This window comes from Planctomyces sp. SH-PL62, from assembly GCF_001610895.1.
In the GTDB taxonomy this organism is placed as follows: domain Bacteria; phylum Planctomycetota; class Planctomycetia; order Isosphaerales; family Isosphaeraceae; genus Paludisphaera.
This window is the reverse complement of the sequence record NZ_CP011273.1, coordinates 369,927-386,451: the sequence shown is the minus strand read 5'-3', so window position 1 is coordinate 386,451 and position 16,525 is coordinate 369,927. Positions and strand designations below refer to the sequence as shown.

The window sequence follows — 16,525 nt, the reverse complement described above, 5'->3', positions numbered from 1 at the left end:
AGGAGCGGGGCGGGAACAGGTCGCGCAGGCTCGGGACCGGCCCGACGCCGATCCACGGATTCGGAGAACCCGTGGCACCCCGATCGCAGTCTCCCCACCCCCTTGAAGTGGTGTTCCGTAAGGAGTCTCGTCGCGTTTCGTCGACATCGCCCCGTGGAGCGACATCGCACGGAAAGCGGACCCGGTCGGTTTGTACGACTGGGGAAGGGATGGCTATACTTACACGTAGGAGAGAATTCGGGGCCGCGGGTGGGGATCGAGGGCTTTCGTCGTCCGGCTCGGCTTGGCTAGGGTGGAGGGTCTCGATGACGACGGCCGGAGACGACGCGGCGGGAGGGCTTTCCAGGGCCCTGAGCGACGTGCGGGGCGAGTTGAAGGCGAGGGACCAAGCCGAGGAGGCGCTCACGGCGGAGCGCGAGCGGCTGCGGATCACGCTGGCGAGCATCGGCGACGGGGTGGTCAGTACCGACGCCCAGGGTCGGGTGACGTTCCTCAACCGGATCGCCGAGGTGATGACCGGCTGGACGGCCGCCGAGGCCGAGGGCCGGCCCCTGACCGAGATCTTCCGGATCGTCAACCAGTACACCCGTGAGGAGGTCGAGAACCCGGCGCTCAGGGCGCTTCGCGAGGGGATCGTCGTGGGCCTGGCGAACCATACGATCCTGATCGCCCGGGACGGCTCCGAGCGGCCGATCGACGACAGCGCCGCGCCGATGTTCGCCGCCGACGGCTCGGCGATGGGTGCGGTGCTGGTCTTCCGCGACGTGACCGACCGAAATCGGGCCCACGAGGCGCAGACGCGGCTGGCGGCGATCGTGGAGTCGTCGGACGACGCGATCGTGAGCAAGGACCTCGACGGCGTCGTGCAGTCGTGGAACGGCGGGGCCGAGCGGCTGTTCGGCTGGACGCGGGAGGAGGCGGTCGGGCGGACGCTGGCGTCGCTGATCATCCCGCCCGACCGGCTGGACGAGGAGGAACGGATCCTGGAGCGCCTGCGGCGGGGCGAGCGGGTCGAGCCGTTCGAGACCGTGCGGATGCGGAAGGACGGCCGCACCGTCGAGATCTCGGCGACGATGTCGCCGATGCGCGACGACGAGGGCCGGGTGGTGGGGGCGTCGAAGATCGCCCGCGACGTGTCGGCCGCCAGGGCCGCCGAGCGGGCCTTGCGGGCGAGCGAGGGGCGGCTCCGATTCCTCGTCGAGCTGGCGGAGGCGTCGCAGGAGTCGACCGATCCGGACGCGATCCTGGAGGTCGCGGCGCGGCTCCTGACCGAGCACCTGGACGCCGACCGCTCCGTCTACGCCGAGGTGGAGGACGACTCGATCCTCGACGTCCTCGGCGACTTCGTCCGGGGCGTCCCCAGCCTCGTCGGCCGCCGTCCGCTGGACGGCCTCGGGGTCGAACTGGGGCGGCGGATGCGGGCCAACGAGCCGTTCGTGGTTGAGGACTCCGAGGTCGACCCCGCCACCCGCGACAGCCGCGAGGCGTACCGGACGGCGCGGATCCGGGCGGCGATCTACGTCCCGTTGCACAAGAAGGGGCGGCTGATCGCCGTGATGGCCGTCCACCAGGCGAGCCCCCGCCGCTGGGCCGACGAGGAAGTCACGCTGCTGCGCACGGTCGTCGACCGCTGCTGGGAGACCCTGGAGCGGGCGAGGATCGCGCGTGGCCTCCGCGCCAGCGAGGCGCGATACCGGGCGATCGTCGAGACCACGCCCGAGTGCGTGAAGCTCGTCGACGCCGAGGGCCGACTGCTCCAGATGAACAACGCCGGCCTGGCGATGCTGGAGGCCGACGCGGAGTCGGCGATCGGCCACATCGTCTATCCGGCGATCGCCCCGGAGCACCGCGACGCCTTCATCGCCTTCAACGAGCGGGTCTGCCGGGGCGTGCCGGGGACGCTGGAGTTCGAGCTCGTCGGCCGCCTCGGCACCCGCCGCCACATGGAGACCTCGGCCGTGCCGATGCCGGCCCAGGGGGGCGGATTCCACCAACTGGCCGTCTCGCGCGACGTGACCGAGCGCGTCCAGGCCGCGCGGGCGCTGGTCGAGAGCCGGGCGCGGGTGGAGTACGCCGTACGCCTCTCCGGCGTCGGCTTCTGGTACTCCGACCTGCCGTTCGACGAGCTGGACTGGGACCCCCGCGTCAAGGAGCACTTCCACCTGCCGCCCGACGCCCGCGTGACGATCCAGACGTTCTACGACCGCCTCCACCCCGAGGACCGCGAGCCGACCCGACGCGCGATCGAGGCCGCGATCCAGACCCGCACCCCCTACGACGTCGACTACCGGACGGTCGACCCGGCCACCGGGGCGGTGAAGTGGATCCGGGCCCTGGGGGGCGCCTCCTACGGCCCCGACGGCTCGCCGATCCGGTTCGACGGCGTGACCGTCGACGCCACCGACCGGAAGCGGGACGCGGACCGGCTCGCCCACCTGCTCGAGCGCGAGCGCGAGCGCACCCGACTGCTCCGGCGGATGGCCGACGCCGCGCTGGCCATCCACGCCGCCGGCTCGCTCGACGGCGTCATCCAGGCCGTCGCCGACGAGGCCCGACGCGTCGTGGGGGCCGAGCTGGCCGTCACCAGCCTGACGCACGACGGGGCGGCCGCCGGCGGGGGCGGGGAGCGTCGCCCACGGGTTGGACGGCTCGACGTGCCGTTCGTCGGCCGCGACGGCCGGATCCTCGGCCGCCTGGAACTCGGCGAGAAGTCCGAGGGGGAGTTCACCGAGTCCGACGAGGCGGTCCTCGTCCAGCTCGCCCACGTCGCCTCGGTGGCCATCGAGAACGCCCGGCTCTACGCCGAACTTCGCGAGGAGGACCGCCGCAAGGTCGAGTTCCTCGCCCTCCTGGCCCACGAGCTGCGCAACCCCCTGGCCCCGCTGCGCAACGGCCTGCAACTGATGCGGCAGGCCGAGGTCCCCGCCCCGCTGGCCTGGGCGCGAGACATGATGGGCCGCCAGCTCGGCCACATGGTCCGCCTGATCGACGACCTGCTGGACGTCTCGCGGATCAACCAGAGCAAGCTGGAACTGAGGCGGGCCCGGGTGTCGCTCGACGAGGTCGTCGCCACCGCCGTGGAGACCGCCCGGCCCACGATCGAGGCCGCCGGCCACGAGCTGACCGTCGCCCTCCCCGTCGAGCCGATCCGGCTGGACGCCGACCTGACCCGGCTGGCCCAGGTCTTCAGCAACCTGCTGACCAACTCCGCCAAGTACACGCCCCCCGGCGGCCGGATCCGGCTCTCGGCCCATCGCGAGGCCGGCCAAGTGGTGGTCGCGGTGCGCGACGACGGCCTCGGGATTCCGGCCGACGCCCTCCCCAGGCTGTTCGACATGTTCTCCCAGGTGGACCGCGGCGACGATCGCATCGCCGGCGGGCTCGGGATCGGCCTGGCGCTGGTCAAGGGCCTGGTCGAGATGCACGGCGGCTCGGTCGACGCCGCCAGCGACGGCCCCGGCCTGGGGAGCACCTTCACCGTCCGGCTCCCCGTCTCACCCGAGCCCGAGCCCGACCCGACGGCCGACCCCGCCGCGACCGCCGCGACCGCCGTCGTCCCGAGGCGGATCCTGGTCGTCGACGACAGCCGCGACTCGGCCCTCTCGATGGCCGAGATCCTCCGGATCCTGGGCTGCGAGGTCCGCACGGCCCACGACGGCGTCGAGGCCGTCGCCGCCGCCGACGACTTCCGCCCGGACGTGATCCTGATGGACGTGGGCATGCCCCGGCTCAACGGCTACGACGCCACCCGCCGCATCCGCGAGGCCCCCTGGGGCCGAGACATCCTCGTCGTCGCCCTCACCGGCTGGGGCCAACCCGCCGACCGCGCCCTCTCCCGCCAGGCCGGCTGCGACGCCCACCTCGTCAAGCCCGTCGACCTCTCCGAACTCGAAAGCCTCCTCGCCGACCCGCCCCCCCGCGCCTGACCGACGGTCGCGCCGCCGCCCCGGTGCCGTCGCCGTCGCCACGCAGCCGCATTCCGGATCGGAACGCCCCTTCGATCCCGCGTTGGGATTCCGTGCCCTCGCACGCCCCGGGACCGGCCCTGAAAGGCGCCGCCAGGCTGCGGGACCTCGCGAGCTGCGCAGCGGAACCAATCGTTCAGCACAAATCGAACCGCCATCGGCCATCTTTTGTAAGACAATAAGCCAGACTGCGTTATAAGGATAAGGAGCGAGCCCCTCGAGGCGATTCGTCGCCCCCCCCCAACGACCCAGCGCAGGCCCGGCACCGAGCGAGGCGAAGCCATGCCCACCCCCACGCCCCAGGATCGACCGCGGACCAACGCCGCCGACCCGGTCGGACCGCCTTATCCGATCCCTGTCGGGACGATCAAGCTGCGCGACCTGAGGCGGGCGGAAGCGATCGAGATTCACGAGCGCAGGGAGGAGGCGGGGCTTGGTTTTGAGAAGACGGACACGCAACTGACGGGGTTGAGCCTGTCGGGCGGGGGAGTGCGATCGGCGTGCTTCAATCTCGGCCTGCTGGAGGGGTTGGACCGCCTCGCGTACGCGCCGCCGTCCGAGCCGCTGAAGTCGACGGGGGAGGTGGCCGGCGACCACAGCCATCTCGAATACATCGACTACGTCTCCAGCGTCTCGGGGGGGAGCTACGCGGCCGGTCACCTGGCGACGGCCATGCTGAAGTCGGGGGACGAGTGGCTCGGCAAGGTGCCGTTGACCTCCAAGACGGTCCCCGGCTGGCTCTGGGGCCTCGGGGTCTGGTTCCTGGGGATGGCGTTCCAGCTCTTGAAGACGGGGGCCCTCCTGGTGGCGGGCCTCGCCCTGGTGGCGTTCGGGATGCGCATCTTCGACGCGCCGGACGTCAGGCGGTTCTGCAGCGCCCTGGGTCTGAACAGCGACCTCTCGCGGGGCTTCGCGCCGTTCTGGCTCGCCCTCTGGGTGTTCGTGGTGGGCTACTGGTTCGATACGACCAGGCCGGGACGGTGGCGAGGGCTCGTACTCTTCATCTGGTTCGGGGGCAGTGTGCTCCTCATCGGCGGCTACTCCGTGACCGTCTGGTTTTGCGGGGGCGAGTATCCGGTGGATAAGGCGACGCTCCCGTTCCGCGTCCACGCCGGCTTCCTGGCCGCTCTCGTGGTGCCGGTCTTCGTCTTCGGCCTGATCGCCCTGGCGGTGCGGCTCACGCGCTGGTGTGCGATCAAGGCGGGCCGGCCGCCGAAACCCGCCCTCGACAAGCCCGAGCGAGACGAGCCCCTGGGGGGCTCCCATGCCCGCTGGCTTGGGCTCCGCGCGGGGCTCCTGATCCCCCTGTTGACGGCGTTGTCCTGTTTCGCCGCGCTGATCTCGACTGGGGATCTCGAGATCGGCTTCGGCTCGGAGGCCGACCTCGCCACCACGGCGGCGGTCGCCGAGGCCGACCGCTGGTACAACCGGCTCGGAGACCAGCTGTACGCGGCGGCCTGCGTGGCGCTCGGGGTCGCCTCGGTGGGTCTGATCTTCCCGAGGGACCTGTTCCGGAGCGTCCGACAGGTCGAGGAGGCGTCGGCGCGTCGCGAGCCCGTCGGCGGCGGCTCCCGGTCCTGGGGGTGGGAGCCCGTATTCCGGGTCGTGATCTTCCTGTGCAGCTACGGCTTCGTCCTCCTGGTGGTGTTCGTCATCTTCAGCACGATGGCGCGGGAGAACATCTCGGGCTACATCGATTGGCGAGAATTCCTCCCCGACGCGGCCATGCACCCGACGGATTTCCGGAACTCGACCGCGGCGTGGGATCAGATCGCGCGGGACGCCGACGTGGACGAGCCGGATTCGAAATCCCCCTGGCGGGAGCTGGCCCGCCGGTTGATGGAAGCGCGGACAGCCGCCGGCCACCGTCTCGAAGATGAGCAGGTCCTGAACGCGAAGATCGGCGCCCAGGAATCCCTTTCCGGCATCGTCCGCCTCGTCGGCCCCCTGGTGGGACTGAGCGCGCCGGCCCCCTGGCGGGAAGACTGGCGGGAAGACCGGCAGGACGTCACCCCGTCCGCCGCCCAGCTTTACGACTTGCTTTCGACACTGCACTGGAAGGACTCCAAGCTCGCCCTCGCGATCGCCGACTCCGTGCTGAGCGAGCCCGAACTCCACCTCCTCGTCCCGACCGGCGCGGCGCCGCCCGAAGCGCGGGAGTCGCTCGACGGCGCCAGAAAGTATCGCGAGCTGGACGAGCTCTACCGACGTCGGGCCGTGGCCCTCGCCTCGCTCCCCGAGGCCGCGAGGTCCAGGCCCGCGATCCAGGCCGCCATTCGGAGCAACAACCGTCTCGCCCTGAATCTCTACCTGGGGAGCCTCATGAGGGACCGCCGGGACCGGGTGGCCTTCGCGTCGGTCGTCTGGACCGAGGACCAGTGGACCCGGATCCGGATCTTCGTCGTGGCGGGGATCCTCTGGCTCCTGTGCTGCGCCGTGGACGTCAATTCGTTCGCCCTCCACAAGTTCTACCGGGGCCACGTCATCGACTGCTGGGTCCCGACGGGCGACGTCGAGAACAAACGCTGGCTCTATCAGACCGGCCGCAAATATCGCGGCTGGCGTCCCCCCGGCGGCCCCCCGGCCCCGGATCCGTCGCGACGCGCGCCGTTCCTGCTGATCAACGCGACCCAGGAAGGGAATCGCTCGCTGGGCGACGAGCCCGACCTGCCGGGACACATCTTCACCTTCTCGCCCATCGCCTCGGGGTCGGGCTCCACCGGGCACTGGGTTCGCAACGGCCGTCGCGAGCCGTTCTCGCGCCGCAATCACCTGGACATCGGCAACATCGTGGCGACCTCGGGCGCGTTCCTCGCCCCCGGCACCATCGCCAACCCGGCCCTCTCGGCGCTGCTGCACCTTCTGAACGTCCAGACCGGGTACTGGGCCCACAAGCCGAACGAGTACGAAAATCGGTCGCCGATCGAGAGCTTCAAGTTCCACGCCAGCCAGTCGCTGGGGGTCGACTGCGACGGCGACAGCCGGTTCATGCTCACCGACGGCGCGCACGTGGAGAACCTCGGCCTTTACGTCCTCCTCCAGCGCCGCTGTTCGCTGATCCTCGTCTCGGATTGCGGCCAGGAAGAGCGGGGGACGCCCGCCGAGCGGCGGTTCGACGCCTTGATCCAGGTCCTCCAGCAGGCGGGGGTCGACGGCGTCCAGGTCGGGCCTTTCCTCAACTCGCATGCCTACCGCGAGTGGCTGAAGGACGGCTCGATCGCCGACTGCGGGGGTCCTCAAAAAGATTGCGAACGCAGCCGGGCGGTGGGCCTCGACCTCGTCCTCCCTTACGATTCCAGGCCGGACCCCTCCGAAGGCGGGGAGGACAAAGCGAAGCGAAAGCGGCAGTGGCGGTGGAGGAGGTCGACCCTGCCGCCGGAGGCCGCGCGAGGAAACGGCGACGGCGGAGCGGCCCCCGATCAAACGGACGACAAGGAGAGGCTCGGGAGGATCGCCCAGGAGCACTACGTCTTCGCCCAGATCATCTACCCGGGCGGAGAGAAGGGACTGCTCGCCTATCTACGTCCCACGCTCACCGGCGACGAGGGGGACGGACTCTTGCTCGCATCGCGCAGCTCGGACTTCCCGGACGACGACCCGGTCGACCAGTTCTACACCCCCGCCAGGATGAGCCTCTACCGGCTCCTCGGCCGCCACATCGCCACCGAGTTGATGCACGACCCCGTCATGCGCGTGGCCTTGCGGCAGGCGGTGGACGGCGAGGTGGTCGACGGTCTGCCCGCGCAGGACGCCCCCGGGTGTTGCGACTGCCGCGACGGGCACGAAGGGCCGACCTGTCGGTGGAGACACTCGCGCGCCTTCCGGCGCACCGCTCCCAACGGGAAGGCCGTTCAACAGGGCTGACCGACCGGAAGCCTCCCGCGCGGCGGGCGAGTCGATCGCCGCGCGGGGGCTGAAGGGCAGGGGGGTGCCGGCCTTACGGCTACGCGTGGGCGGCGAAGGTCGGGGGCTCGAGTCGCGGAAGCTCCACGACGGGCCGGGGGACGCCGAAGCTGGGGGCGAAGGCCGCCGGCGGGGCTTCCTCGGGTCCGCCGCCGTGGGGGTGGGAGCCGGTCCGGCCGGGGAGGAAGAAGAAGACCAGGGCGAGCAGGGCGTAGACCATCAGGAGCATCAGCCCTTCCAGCCAGTTGGACTCGCCGTCCTCGGCGACCATCCGGGCGATGGCCACCGAGACCAGCACCGCGAGGACCTCCAGCTCGGTGAACAGGAGGTCCATGGGCTCGGCCCGCAGGTAGCTCGCCAGGACCAGGACCGGGGCGACGAACAGGGCGATCTGCAGTGACGATCCGATCGCGATCCCCACCGCCAGGTCCATGTGGTTCTTCATCGCCATCAGGATGGCCGTCGAGTGCTCGGCCGCGTTCCCCACGATCGCCACCACGATCACGCCGACGAAGACCGCGTTCATCCCCAGCGTATGGCTCGCCCCCTCGACCGCGCCGACGAGGATCTCGCTCATCCAGGCGATGAACAGGGTCGCCCCCACCAGCACGGCCACCGACTTCGTGGTGCTCCAGTAAGGGCCGTGGTCCCCCTCCGGCTGGGGAGACGCCCCGGAAGGCTCGGGATTGAACAGGCTCTTGTGGGTCCGCAGGCTGAAGACCAGGTGCGCCCCGTAGGTCAGGAGCAGGACGATCGAGACCCCGACGCTCAGCTCGTGCTCGAGCAAGGGGCCGGCGGCGGCCACCTCGGGGAGGGCGTGGAACATGGCCGGGATGAGCATCCCGATCGCGGCCAGCACCAGCATCGTCGCCCCCACCCCGGCCGCCGTACGATTGAACCGCTGGACCTCGAACCTCAGGCCGCCGGCCAGGAGGCTCGCCCCCATCACCAGCAGGATGTTGCCGATGATGCTGCCGGTGATCGAGGCCTTGACCACCGCGTCGAGCCCGTTGAAGAGGGCGAACATCGCGATGATCAGCTCGGCCGCGTTGCCGAAGGTCGCGTTCAGCAGCCCGCCGATCCCCGGCCCCAGCCGCTCGGCCAGCTTCTCGGTCGCCTTGCCCATCAGCCCGGCCAGCGGGATGATCGCCGTGCAGGCCGCCGCGAACAGCCAGATCGGCCCCGCGCCGGCGAACCTCAGGCCGACCGCGACCGGGACGGCCAGCAGCAAGATCGTCAGCCAATTCCCCCCCCTCGGGTCCAGGAAATCCCACCAGGGCGAGCCCGCCTCGGCCCCCCCGGCGCCCCCACCCCCCCCGCCCCCCGACTGGTTGACTCGCGCTTGCCGCAACTTATAATGCCTCCATCTTTCGGGAACGCCGGAAGCCGGGTAGGCTCATGGGAATCCACCCAGCCTCTCTATTCGAATGCATCGCAGCGAGGGACAAGAATATGGCCGACAGCGTGAAGGAGTTTACCGACGCCAACTGGAAGTCGGAAGTACTCGATTCCACGACCCCAGTGATCGTCGACTTCTGGGCGCCCTGGTGCGGCCCCTGCCGCATGCTCGCCCCCACCATCGAGAAGCTGGCGGCCGAGTTCGGAGACAAGGTGAAGGTCGGCAAACTGAACACCGACGAGAACACCGACACGCCGGGCGGCCTGCGGATCTCGGCCATCCCGACCGTCCTGGTCTTCCACGGCGGCAAGGAAGTCGACCGCCTGGTCGGCGTCAACCCGCTCAACAAGTTCAAGGACGCCCTCGAGAAGCTGGGCGTCGAGGCCTGACCCGAGCCTGGCCGATCCGAGCGGAGCGCCCGACGCCCCATGTCCCACCCCCTCGCCGCCGCGCCCGCCTTCCGGGAGACCCCCGGCATCAAGGTCTGCGGGCTGATCGAGCCCGCCGAGGCGGTCGACTGCCTGGCGGCGGGGGTCGACTGGATCGGCCTGAACTTCCACCCCCCCTCGCCGCGGTTCGCCAGCCCGGATCGCGCCCGAGCCGTCCTCTCCGCCTGCGATCGGGCCGACGCCTTCGTCGGCCTGTTCGTCGACCGCCCCCCCGCCGAGGTCGCCGCGACCTGCCGGGCGCTGGGGCTGTCGCGCGTCCAACTCCACGGCGACGAGCCCCCCGAGGACCTCGCGGAGCTGGCCGATTTCTTCCTGATCCGGGCCTTCCGCCTCCGCGACGCCTCGGCCGTCGCCGCCATGTCGGCCTACCTGGAACGCGCCGAGGAACTCGGCCGCCGTCCCGACGCCGTCCTGATCGACGCCTGGTCGCCCTCGGCCTTCGGCGGCACCGGCGCGACCATCTCCGCCTCCTTGCTGGACGACCTGCCGCCGATCCCCCGACTGATGCTCGCCGGCGGCCTGACCCCGGAGAACGTCGCCCCCCGCGCCGCCCTCGTCCGCCCCTGGATGGTCGACGCCGCCAGCGGCGTCGAATCCGCCCCCGGCCGCAAGGACCCCGCCAAGGTCCGCAACCTGGTCCGCGCCCTCCGCCCCGCGATGAATTCGCGCGAGTTCCCGCACTACCCTCTCGACTCTCCCCGATCAGGGTGATACAATCCCCCTCGACCTGACGACGTGCGACACCAATCGCACGTTCGACATTCTCGAAGCCGAAGTGGCGGAATTGGCAGACGCGCTAGGTTCAGGTCCTAGTGGGCTAACCATGCCCGTGGAGGTTCAAGTCCTCTCTTCGGCACTTACGAAAAGGCTTGCGGCTCGCATGAGCCGCAAGCCTTTTTTTGTTGGGTCGACGGTCTTTCTCCGCCAACGGGCGAGGGGAGCGCCGCCGAACGACCATGGCTGGCCGAGTGGACCACCATGTTGAGCCGTGACGGCGGAGAAGGCTCCGCGGCGGTCGCCGGTCGCCGTGGCCTCGAAGCGTCGCCCGCGGCAAGTCGAGCCGGCGACGTCGAATTCAGCCGCCGAACGAGGAAGTTCGACGGCCCGGCCCGCCGAGCGCGTCGCAGGATACCCGAACGCGCTGCGACGAGGCGGGTCGCTGGAGCGATCGGTCGGGCTCGGGAACCCCACCGATTCGGCGGCCTCAGCGCGTCGACGTTCCGGCCCTCAGCTCGTTCACGGCCGCCGTCGTCAGCGGCATCCCACCGATGCCCCAGTCCCCACTCCGAACTTCTTCGATGATGACCATGGTTTTGTCTCGAAGGCTCTCGCCTTCTACGGACACCAGGGCCTCCGTCACCTTCGCGATGATCTGCCGCTTCTCGTCCTCGGAGAAGACTCCCTCGATGACCCTTACATGAGCGAAGGGCATGCTTACTCCTTCCTCGGCGTCAAGCCAGCCAACAGATCCTCACTCGTAATACGTCTGGATTCCGTCAACATCAGATCATGGCAAGAGCGAGGAGTCATCGCAAGTAGGATCGCCGCATCGAAACGCCGGCCCCGCCCGCGGCGTGCGAACCCGAATCCGACGGACGTCACGAAGGTAATCGATCAACCCCGACGCGCAAGACCGCTCAACCCACACATCCATGCGCGCCATCCCTGTCGGCGATATCCATGCTCGCCTGAGTCAACCACCATTTCCGCAACGGGATCATGACGGTAAGAAGGCTCTTGATTTAGCTGCGCTTGATCGGCAGGTTGTCGTCCCAGAACCAGACGACCTTGCGCGGCCACCGGTGTCGGAATCGGTCGTTCTTGATATCCTCGACCACTTCCGCGACGGGGCGCGTACGGAAGCCGGGGTTGAGGGTCGGGACCGTACAGAAAGAGCATGTGAACGGGCAGCCGTGAGTCGCCTGGACGACGCGCTGGACGAAGAACCTTCGCGGGAGCAGATCATAGAGAGGGCGGGGGACGCCGCCCAAAGGCAGCGCCTTGCCCTGAATCGGTTGCGGAGCCGGCCGTTTTCCGCGTCGGCCAGGACTTCCGCCCAGCGCGATCCGGCCTCGCCGATCACGACGCTGTCGCAACATCTCAAAACCTCATCCGGGGCGAGGATGGCGTGCGGCCCTCCCGCTACGACCCGTTTGTCGCGCTTCTTGAATTCACGGGCCAGGCTCTAAGCCTCGGGCGCGAACCCGCTCAAGAAGGAGAGCGCGACCAGATGCGCCTCCGAGTCGAAATCGACAGGCTCGATCTGCTGGTGGCAAACCCGGACGCGATAGCCGGGGGGGGGTCAAGGCCGCCAGATGAATGCCCGTGATCGGCGGCACAAAGTGGGCCTCGTGCCCCTGGCGGTATCGCTGCACGCAGACGACGATGATGTCGAGCCGGGGAGGGGGGCGTCGATCGCCCCGAGTCGAATCGCCTGGGTTGCTGCCCGCGACGTTCAAGCCAGCCGTTCTGGCGACATCACCTTTGCGAAACAAAGCCCGACACGAAAAACGAACCACATTCGATTTGCGATACAAAGCATACGTGTCAAGTTTGTTTTGCGGATTCGGGAGAACGCCGCGCCTCGACGGACCGATCGCCCGCGCGGCCGAGGTCGCCGGGAACATCCTCGAGACTCTGGAGCTGCGGCCGGAGAGAGCCACCTAACCCACCTCAATCGTCGATCGGCTCGACGCCCTGCTCCCGCAGGCGCACAAGGGGCTTCCGGCCGATCATCTGGTGGATCGCGACCGGCTTGCCGGCCTTGTCGTCGTTCAGGGCGATTTCGGGCTGGATCGGCAAGGTCGGCCGATCGTCCTTCAGGTCGTGGACCGTCTTGAAGATCCTCCCGATGACCTGCTCGGGCAGGATGCCGTGAAGCTTGCTCGCCCAAATGCGCGTGAAATCCTGGCTGCCGCGACCAGCGCGCCCCTGTCGCCGGACGTGAGGGCGCGGAGGGCGGGCGCGTCGGCCAGGTCCGGCCGCGCCGCCTTCAGCGCCCGCGCCGAGTCGAGCGTGAGGGTCGCCTCGAACGGGATCGGGTTCTCCGACCAGAGCGTGCCGCCGTTGTCGCAGACGGCGAGGCGGCCCTCCGGCGCGACGAAATCCGGCGAGTCCCCGCTCGAGGCCTTCGCGATAAACGCGAGGATCGCCAGTTTCGCGGTGCCGTCGTTCCAGGACGGTAGGGGATCGCCGTCGGCCTGGCCTCGGGCTAGACCGCAGCCCCCACCAGAAACGTGCGACGCGTCTCCACTTCCGATCCGCCCGGGCGATCGGCGGGATCCCACTCGGAAATCCGACGGCGGAGGGAGCTCGGCCGTCGGTGGTCGCGCCTGGGGATCAGCCGCCGCCGGGATTGGAGAGCATCTTCTGGATTTTCTCGAGGTTGAAGGAGCCGGGCGACTGGCTCGGCGGAAACTCCTTCATGCTCATGAGGAAGTTGGCGGCCAGTTGCTGCAAGGGGACGATGACGAACGCGTGGTCGAGGACCCAGTCGTTGTAGGTGTTGGAATTGTGCTGGGCCTTCTCGAAGGGATCCCGTCGGAGGTTGAAGATGAGCGGCACGCGAAGCTCGATGAACGGCTCTCGCCAAACTTCGAACGCCTTGGCCCGATTCTCAAGGAAGACCGTCTTCCAGTCCTGGTAGCGGATCGCCACGACCTGGCCGTCGTCGTTGACGTAGAAGAAGTCCTGGCGCGGCGAGTCCTTCACCTCGCCGCTCAGGTAGCCGAGCATGTTATGTCCGTCGATGATGTTCTTGTAGCGGCGGCCGTTCAGGTCGACCCCGTCCTTCAGCTTCCTGGCGATGTCCGGGTCGCCGCCGGCCGCCGCGAAGGTCGGCAGCCAGTCTTCGTGGGCGACGAGGCCGTTCAGGGTCGTCCCGGCGGGGAATCGGGCCGGCCAGCGGACGAACGCGGGGACCCGGTAAGCGCCTTCCCAGTTGGAGTTCTTCTCGCTGCGGAACGGAGTGGTGCCGGCGTCCGGCCAGGTGTTGTAGTGGGGGCCGTTGTCCGTGGAGTAGTAGACGATCGTGTCGTCGGCGATCCCCAGATCGTCGAGGAGCTTGAGCAGCTCGCCGACGTGGCGGTCGTGCTCGACCATGCCGTCGTGGTACTCGTCGCCGCTCGGGCCGGAAATGCCGGTGTTCTCGGCCTTGACGTGGGTGCGGAAGTGCATCCGGGTGGCGTTCCACCAGCAGAAGAAGGGCCGACCGGCTTCCTTCTGTCGGGCGATGTAGTCCTTCGCGGCGGCGAGGGTCTCCTCGTCGATCGTCTCCATCCGCTTCTTCGTCAGCGGGCCGGTGTTCTCGATTGTCTGCCCGCCCTTGCCGTCGGCCTTGCACTTCAGGACCCCGCGAGGGCCGTAGGTCTCTCGGAAAGACTTGCCGTCGGCCATCTTCAGGTTGCTGGGATAGTCGCGGTTCTCGGGCTCCTCCTCGGCGTTCAGGTGATAGAGGTTGCCGAAGAACTCGTCGAACCCGTGCATCGTGGGCAGGTGCTCGTCCCGGTCGCCCTGGTGGTTCTTGCCGAACTGGCCGGTGGCGTACCCCAGGCTCTTCATCACGGTGGCGACGGTCACGTCGGTCTTCTGCCAGCCTTCCTTCGCGCCGGGAAGGCCGACCTTGGTCATGCCGGTGCGGACCGGCACGTTCCCACCGATGAACGCGGCGCGTCCGGCCGTGCAGCTCTGCTGGCCGTAGTAATCGGTGAACGACACGCCCTCGGCGGCGATCCGGTCGATGTTGGGCGTGCGGTAGCCCATCATGCCGCGATTGTTGTGGCTGACGTTCCAGAGGCCGATGTCGTCGCCCCAGATCACCAGGATATTCGGCTTTTGGGGGGCCTTCGCCCCCTGCCCAGCGGATGCGACGGGCGCCGCCCACCCGCCGAGGGCGGAGACGGCGGCGGCGAGGACCATGTACCGACGGAAGACGGGACGCATGGGATAGCTCTCCTCGATCCGAGGCGAGTGATGTCGCGACCTCCGACGGCCGGTGGCCGCGCCGACGTTCGCTCAGCCCAGAGACGCGTCGATTATTGTCGATCCCGCCGATGAACGCGAACGAAAGCCGACAGCGGGCGCTCGGCCCGATCGCTCTCCCGCCGGCGGCCGGTCAAGATCGACGACGTCGCTTGACCATCAGGAGCCCCAGCACTCCGGTCGCGAGCAGCGTGCCGCCGCCGGGCTCCGGGACGGCGGTGATGAATCCGCGCGCGACGCCGTTCACGACGTAGTTCCCGACGATCTGGCCCCGGTCGTTGATCCCCGCGACGTAGGTCGAGGCGCTCCCCGGGACGACGACGCTCGTCATTGTACCGTCGGGATTCCTGACGAGGCCGGTGGCGATGGACACGAACCCACTGCTGGTGAAGATGCTGACGACCGAGTATCCGACCGACGAGCCTGCGTTGTTGAGGCCGCCCCCGAAGGTCGACATGCTCTGCGGCACGTCGAAGCTGGTGAAGCTCCCGTCGCTGGCGCGGAGGTAGCCGTGGAACGCCATCCCGTCGAAGTAGAACCCGGAGACCTGCCCCTGGTCGTTGATGCCCTCCGCGTACGTCCATGACGCCCCGGGCACGTCGAACGTGGAGAAGTTCCCGTCCGCCGCGCGGATGAAGCCGTGGAAGTCGAAGACCCCGCCGATCGAATACGTGCCGACGATCTGCCCGAGGTTGTTGACGTCGGCGCCGAATGTCGCGGCCGCCCCCGGCACGACGAACGTGGCGATCGTCCCGTCGACGCCGCGCGTGTAGCCGCCCGTCCCCAGGCCGGAGTCGTAATGGCCGACGACGGTCCCGCCGTCGTTGATCCCCCTGGCATACGTCGAGAGGCTCCCCGCCACGTCGAAAGTCGTGATCGCGCCGTCCGCCCGACGGACGAAGCCGCGCGAGCTCATGCCGACCGCATAAGTGCCGACCGAACCCCCTCGTTCGTTCACGCCGTCGACGGTCGTCGAGGTGGCGCCCGGCACCTCCACGGTCGTGAACGACCCGCCTTGCACGCCCCCGGACGCCAGAAGCCCGCAAACCATCGCCAATCCATTCCTGACCAATCGCATGCCCATCATCGATGACGCTCCCCGCGAGCCCGCGATTGCAAGCCCGCTCCCAAGGGCCCGTTCAGGCCGGAAGATTTCCTGGCGACGACCATCCTGGACTCGAAAGGGGAGACGGAGAGTGCGACGCCGGCCGAGCCCGCGAATCCGCGGCGGGAATCCCTTCCGTGATACTCAACTTCGGCGATGCGATCCGCGCCGAGGGAACCCCACGGGCCGGGGTTCCGACTTCAAGCTCGGAACCCCGCCTTTCCACCTTTACATGCACAATTGCAATACCAAAGCCTCCTGTCAAGAGGCTGTAAGTTGGAAACCGAGCGGCGAACGTCGGATAGAACTCGACGAGCGGCCGCACGAAGGCTTTCTGAGTTGCTTGGATTCAAAATATCTCGATTGGACGCCGATTCGGCCGACGGGCCGGCGAGCCGCCTTCCTACGGCCGGGGGGGCGTTCAAACCGCGGATTCCGAAGCGATCGACCGGAGCGCCCCCGTGGAGAGTCTCATCCACAAGACCGTGCGTGCGAGCGCGTAGACTTCTTTATTTCGTTCGGATTCGTGGCGAACCAACAAAAACAGTGCGTCTCAAAAGAAAAGATGGATTTTGTTTGACTCGACGCGCCCCCAACGATTTACTGAGCACTCGCATATGCCTAACAGGTATACGTACTGACCTATGGATGTCCTGTTATCCCACAAATGCCGCTTTCCTTCTCATAAGGACGCATCCCCAAGACTGCGGTTTCGACGGCGGTC

General features: G+C 68.7%; 9 protein-coding genes and 1 tRNA gene. 5 read left to right on the top strand and 5 right to left on the bottom strand.

Features of this window, described 5'->3' with window-relative positions; genetic code table 11:
* Window positions 1-305: 305 nt before the first annotated feature.
* Together VT85_RS01485 and VT85_RS01480 are read left to right on the top strand one after the other, a co-directional pair.
* The gene (locus VT85_RS01485) at window positions 306-3,926 is read left to right on the top strand and encodes a PAS domain S-box protein (RefSeq protein ID WP_068409550.1); all 3,621 of its coding nucleotides are present in this window, start codon (window positions 306-308) and stop codon (window positions 3,924-3,926) included.
* A 321-nt stretch (window positions 3,927-4,247) separates the two neighbouring features.
* Complete coding sequence (locus tag VT85_RS01480; protein ID WP_068409548.1) at window positions 4,248-7,829, top strand: hypothetical protein; 3,582 nt, start codon at window positions 4,248-4,250, stop codon at window positions 7,827-7,829.
* A 79-nt stretch (window positions 7,830-7,908) separates the two neighbouring features.
* Here the strand turns inward: VT85_RS01480 and cax are convergent, their stop codons facing one another.
* Window positions 7,909-9,219 carry a calcium/proton exchanger gene (gene cax / locus VT85_RS01475; RefSeq protein WP_197491032.1) on the bottom strand — a complete coding sequence of 437 codons (1,311 nt, stop codon included), beginning with the start codon at window positions 9,217-9,219 and terminating at the stop codon, window positions 7,909-7,911.
* A gap of 101 nt (window positions 9,220-9,320) precedes the next feature.
* Between cax and trxA the strand changes: the two genes are divergently transcribed.
* From trxA to VT85_RS01460, 3 genes are all read left to right on the top strand, one after another.
* Window positions 9,321-9,656, top strand: coding sequence for a thioredoxin (gene trxA / locus VT85_RS01470; protein WP_068409546.1), 336 nt, complete (start codon window positions 9,321-9,323; stop codon window positions 9,654-9,656).
* Between the two features lie 39 nt (window positions 9,657-9,695).
* Window positions 9,696-10,427 carry a phosphoribosylanthranilate isomerase gene (locus VT85_RS01465; RefSeq protein ID WP_068409544.1) on the top strand — a complete coding sequence of 244 codons (732 nt, stop codon included), beginning with the start codon at window positions 9,696-9,698 and terminating at the stop codon, window positions 10,425-10,427.
* Between the two features lie 58 nt (window positions 10,428-10,485).
* Window positions 10,486-10,572, top strand: a tRNA-Leu gene (locus VT85_RS01460).
* Window positions 10,573-10,920: 348 nt separating this feature from the next.
* On the opposite strand, the gene VT85_RS01455 is transcribed toward VT85_RS01460, so the two are convergent.
* From VT85_RS01455 to VT85_RS01440, 4 genes are all read right to left on the bottom strand, one after another.
* A complete protein-coding gene (locus VT85_RS01455) occupies window positions 10,921-11,148 on the bottom strand; it encodes a tautomerase family protein (RefSeq protein WP_068409542.1) in 228 nt (75 codons plus the stop codon).
* Window positions 11,149-12,389: 1,241 nt separating this feature from the next.
* Entirely contained in the window at window positions 12,390-12,518 is a 129-nt protein-coding gene (locus VT85_RS29585; protein WP_255376971.1) for a hypothetical protein, read from the bottom strand.
* A gap of 537 nt (window positions 12,519-13,055) precedes the next feature.
* On the bottom strand, window positions 13,056-14,633 hold the full coding sequence (locus VT85_RS01445; RefSeq protein ID WP_082858899.1) for an arylsulfatase: 1,578 nt from the start codon (window positions 14,631-14,633) through the stop codon (window positions 13,056-13,058).
* A gap of 196 nt (window positions 14,634-14,829) precedes the next feature.
* Window positions 14,830-15,747 carry a hypothetical protein gene (locus VT85_RS01440; RefSeq protein ID WP_068409538.1) on the bottom strand — a complete coding sequence of 306 codons (918 nt, stop codon included), beginning with the start codon at window positions 15,745-15,747 and terminating at the stop codon, window positions 14,830-14,832.
* Between the last annotated feature and the right edge of the window lie 778 nt (window positions 15,748-16,525).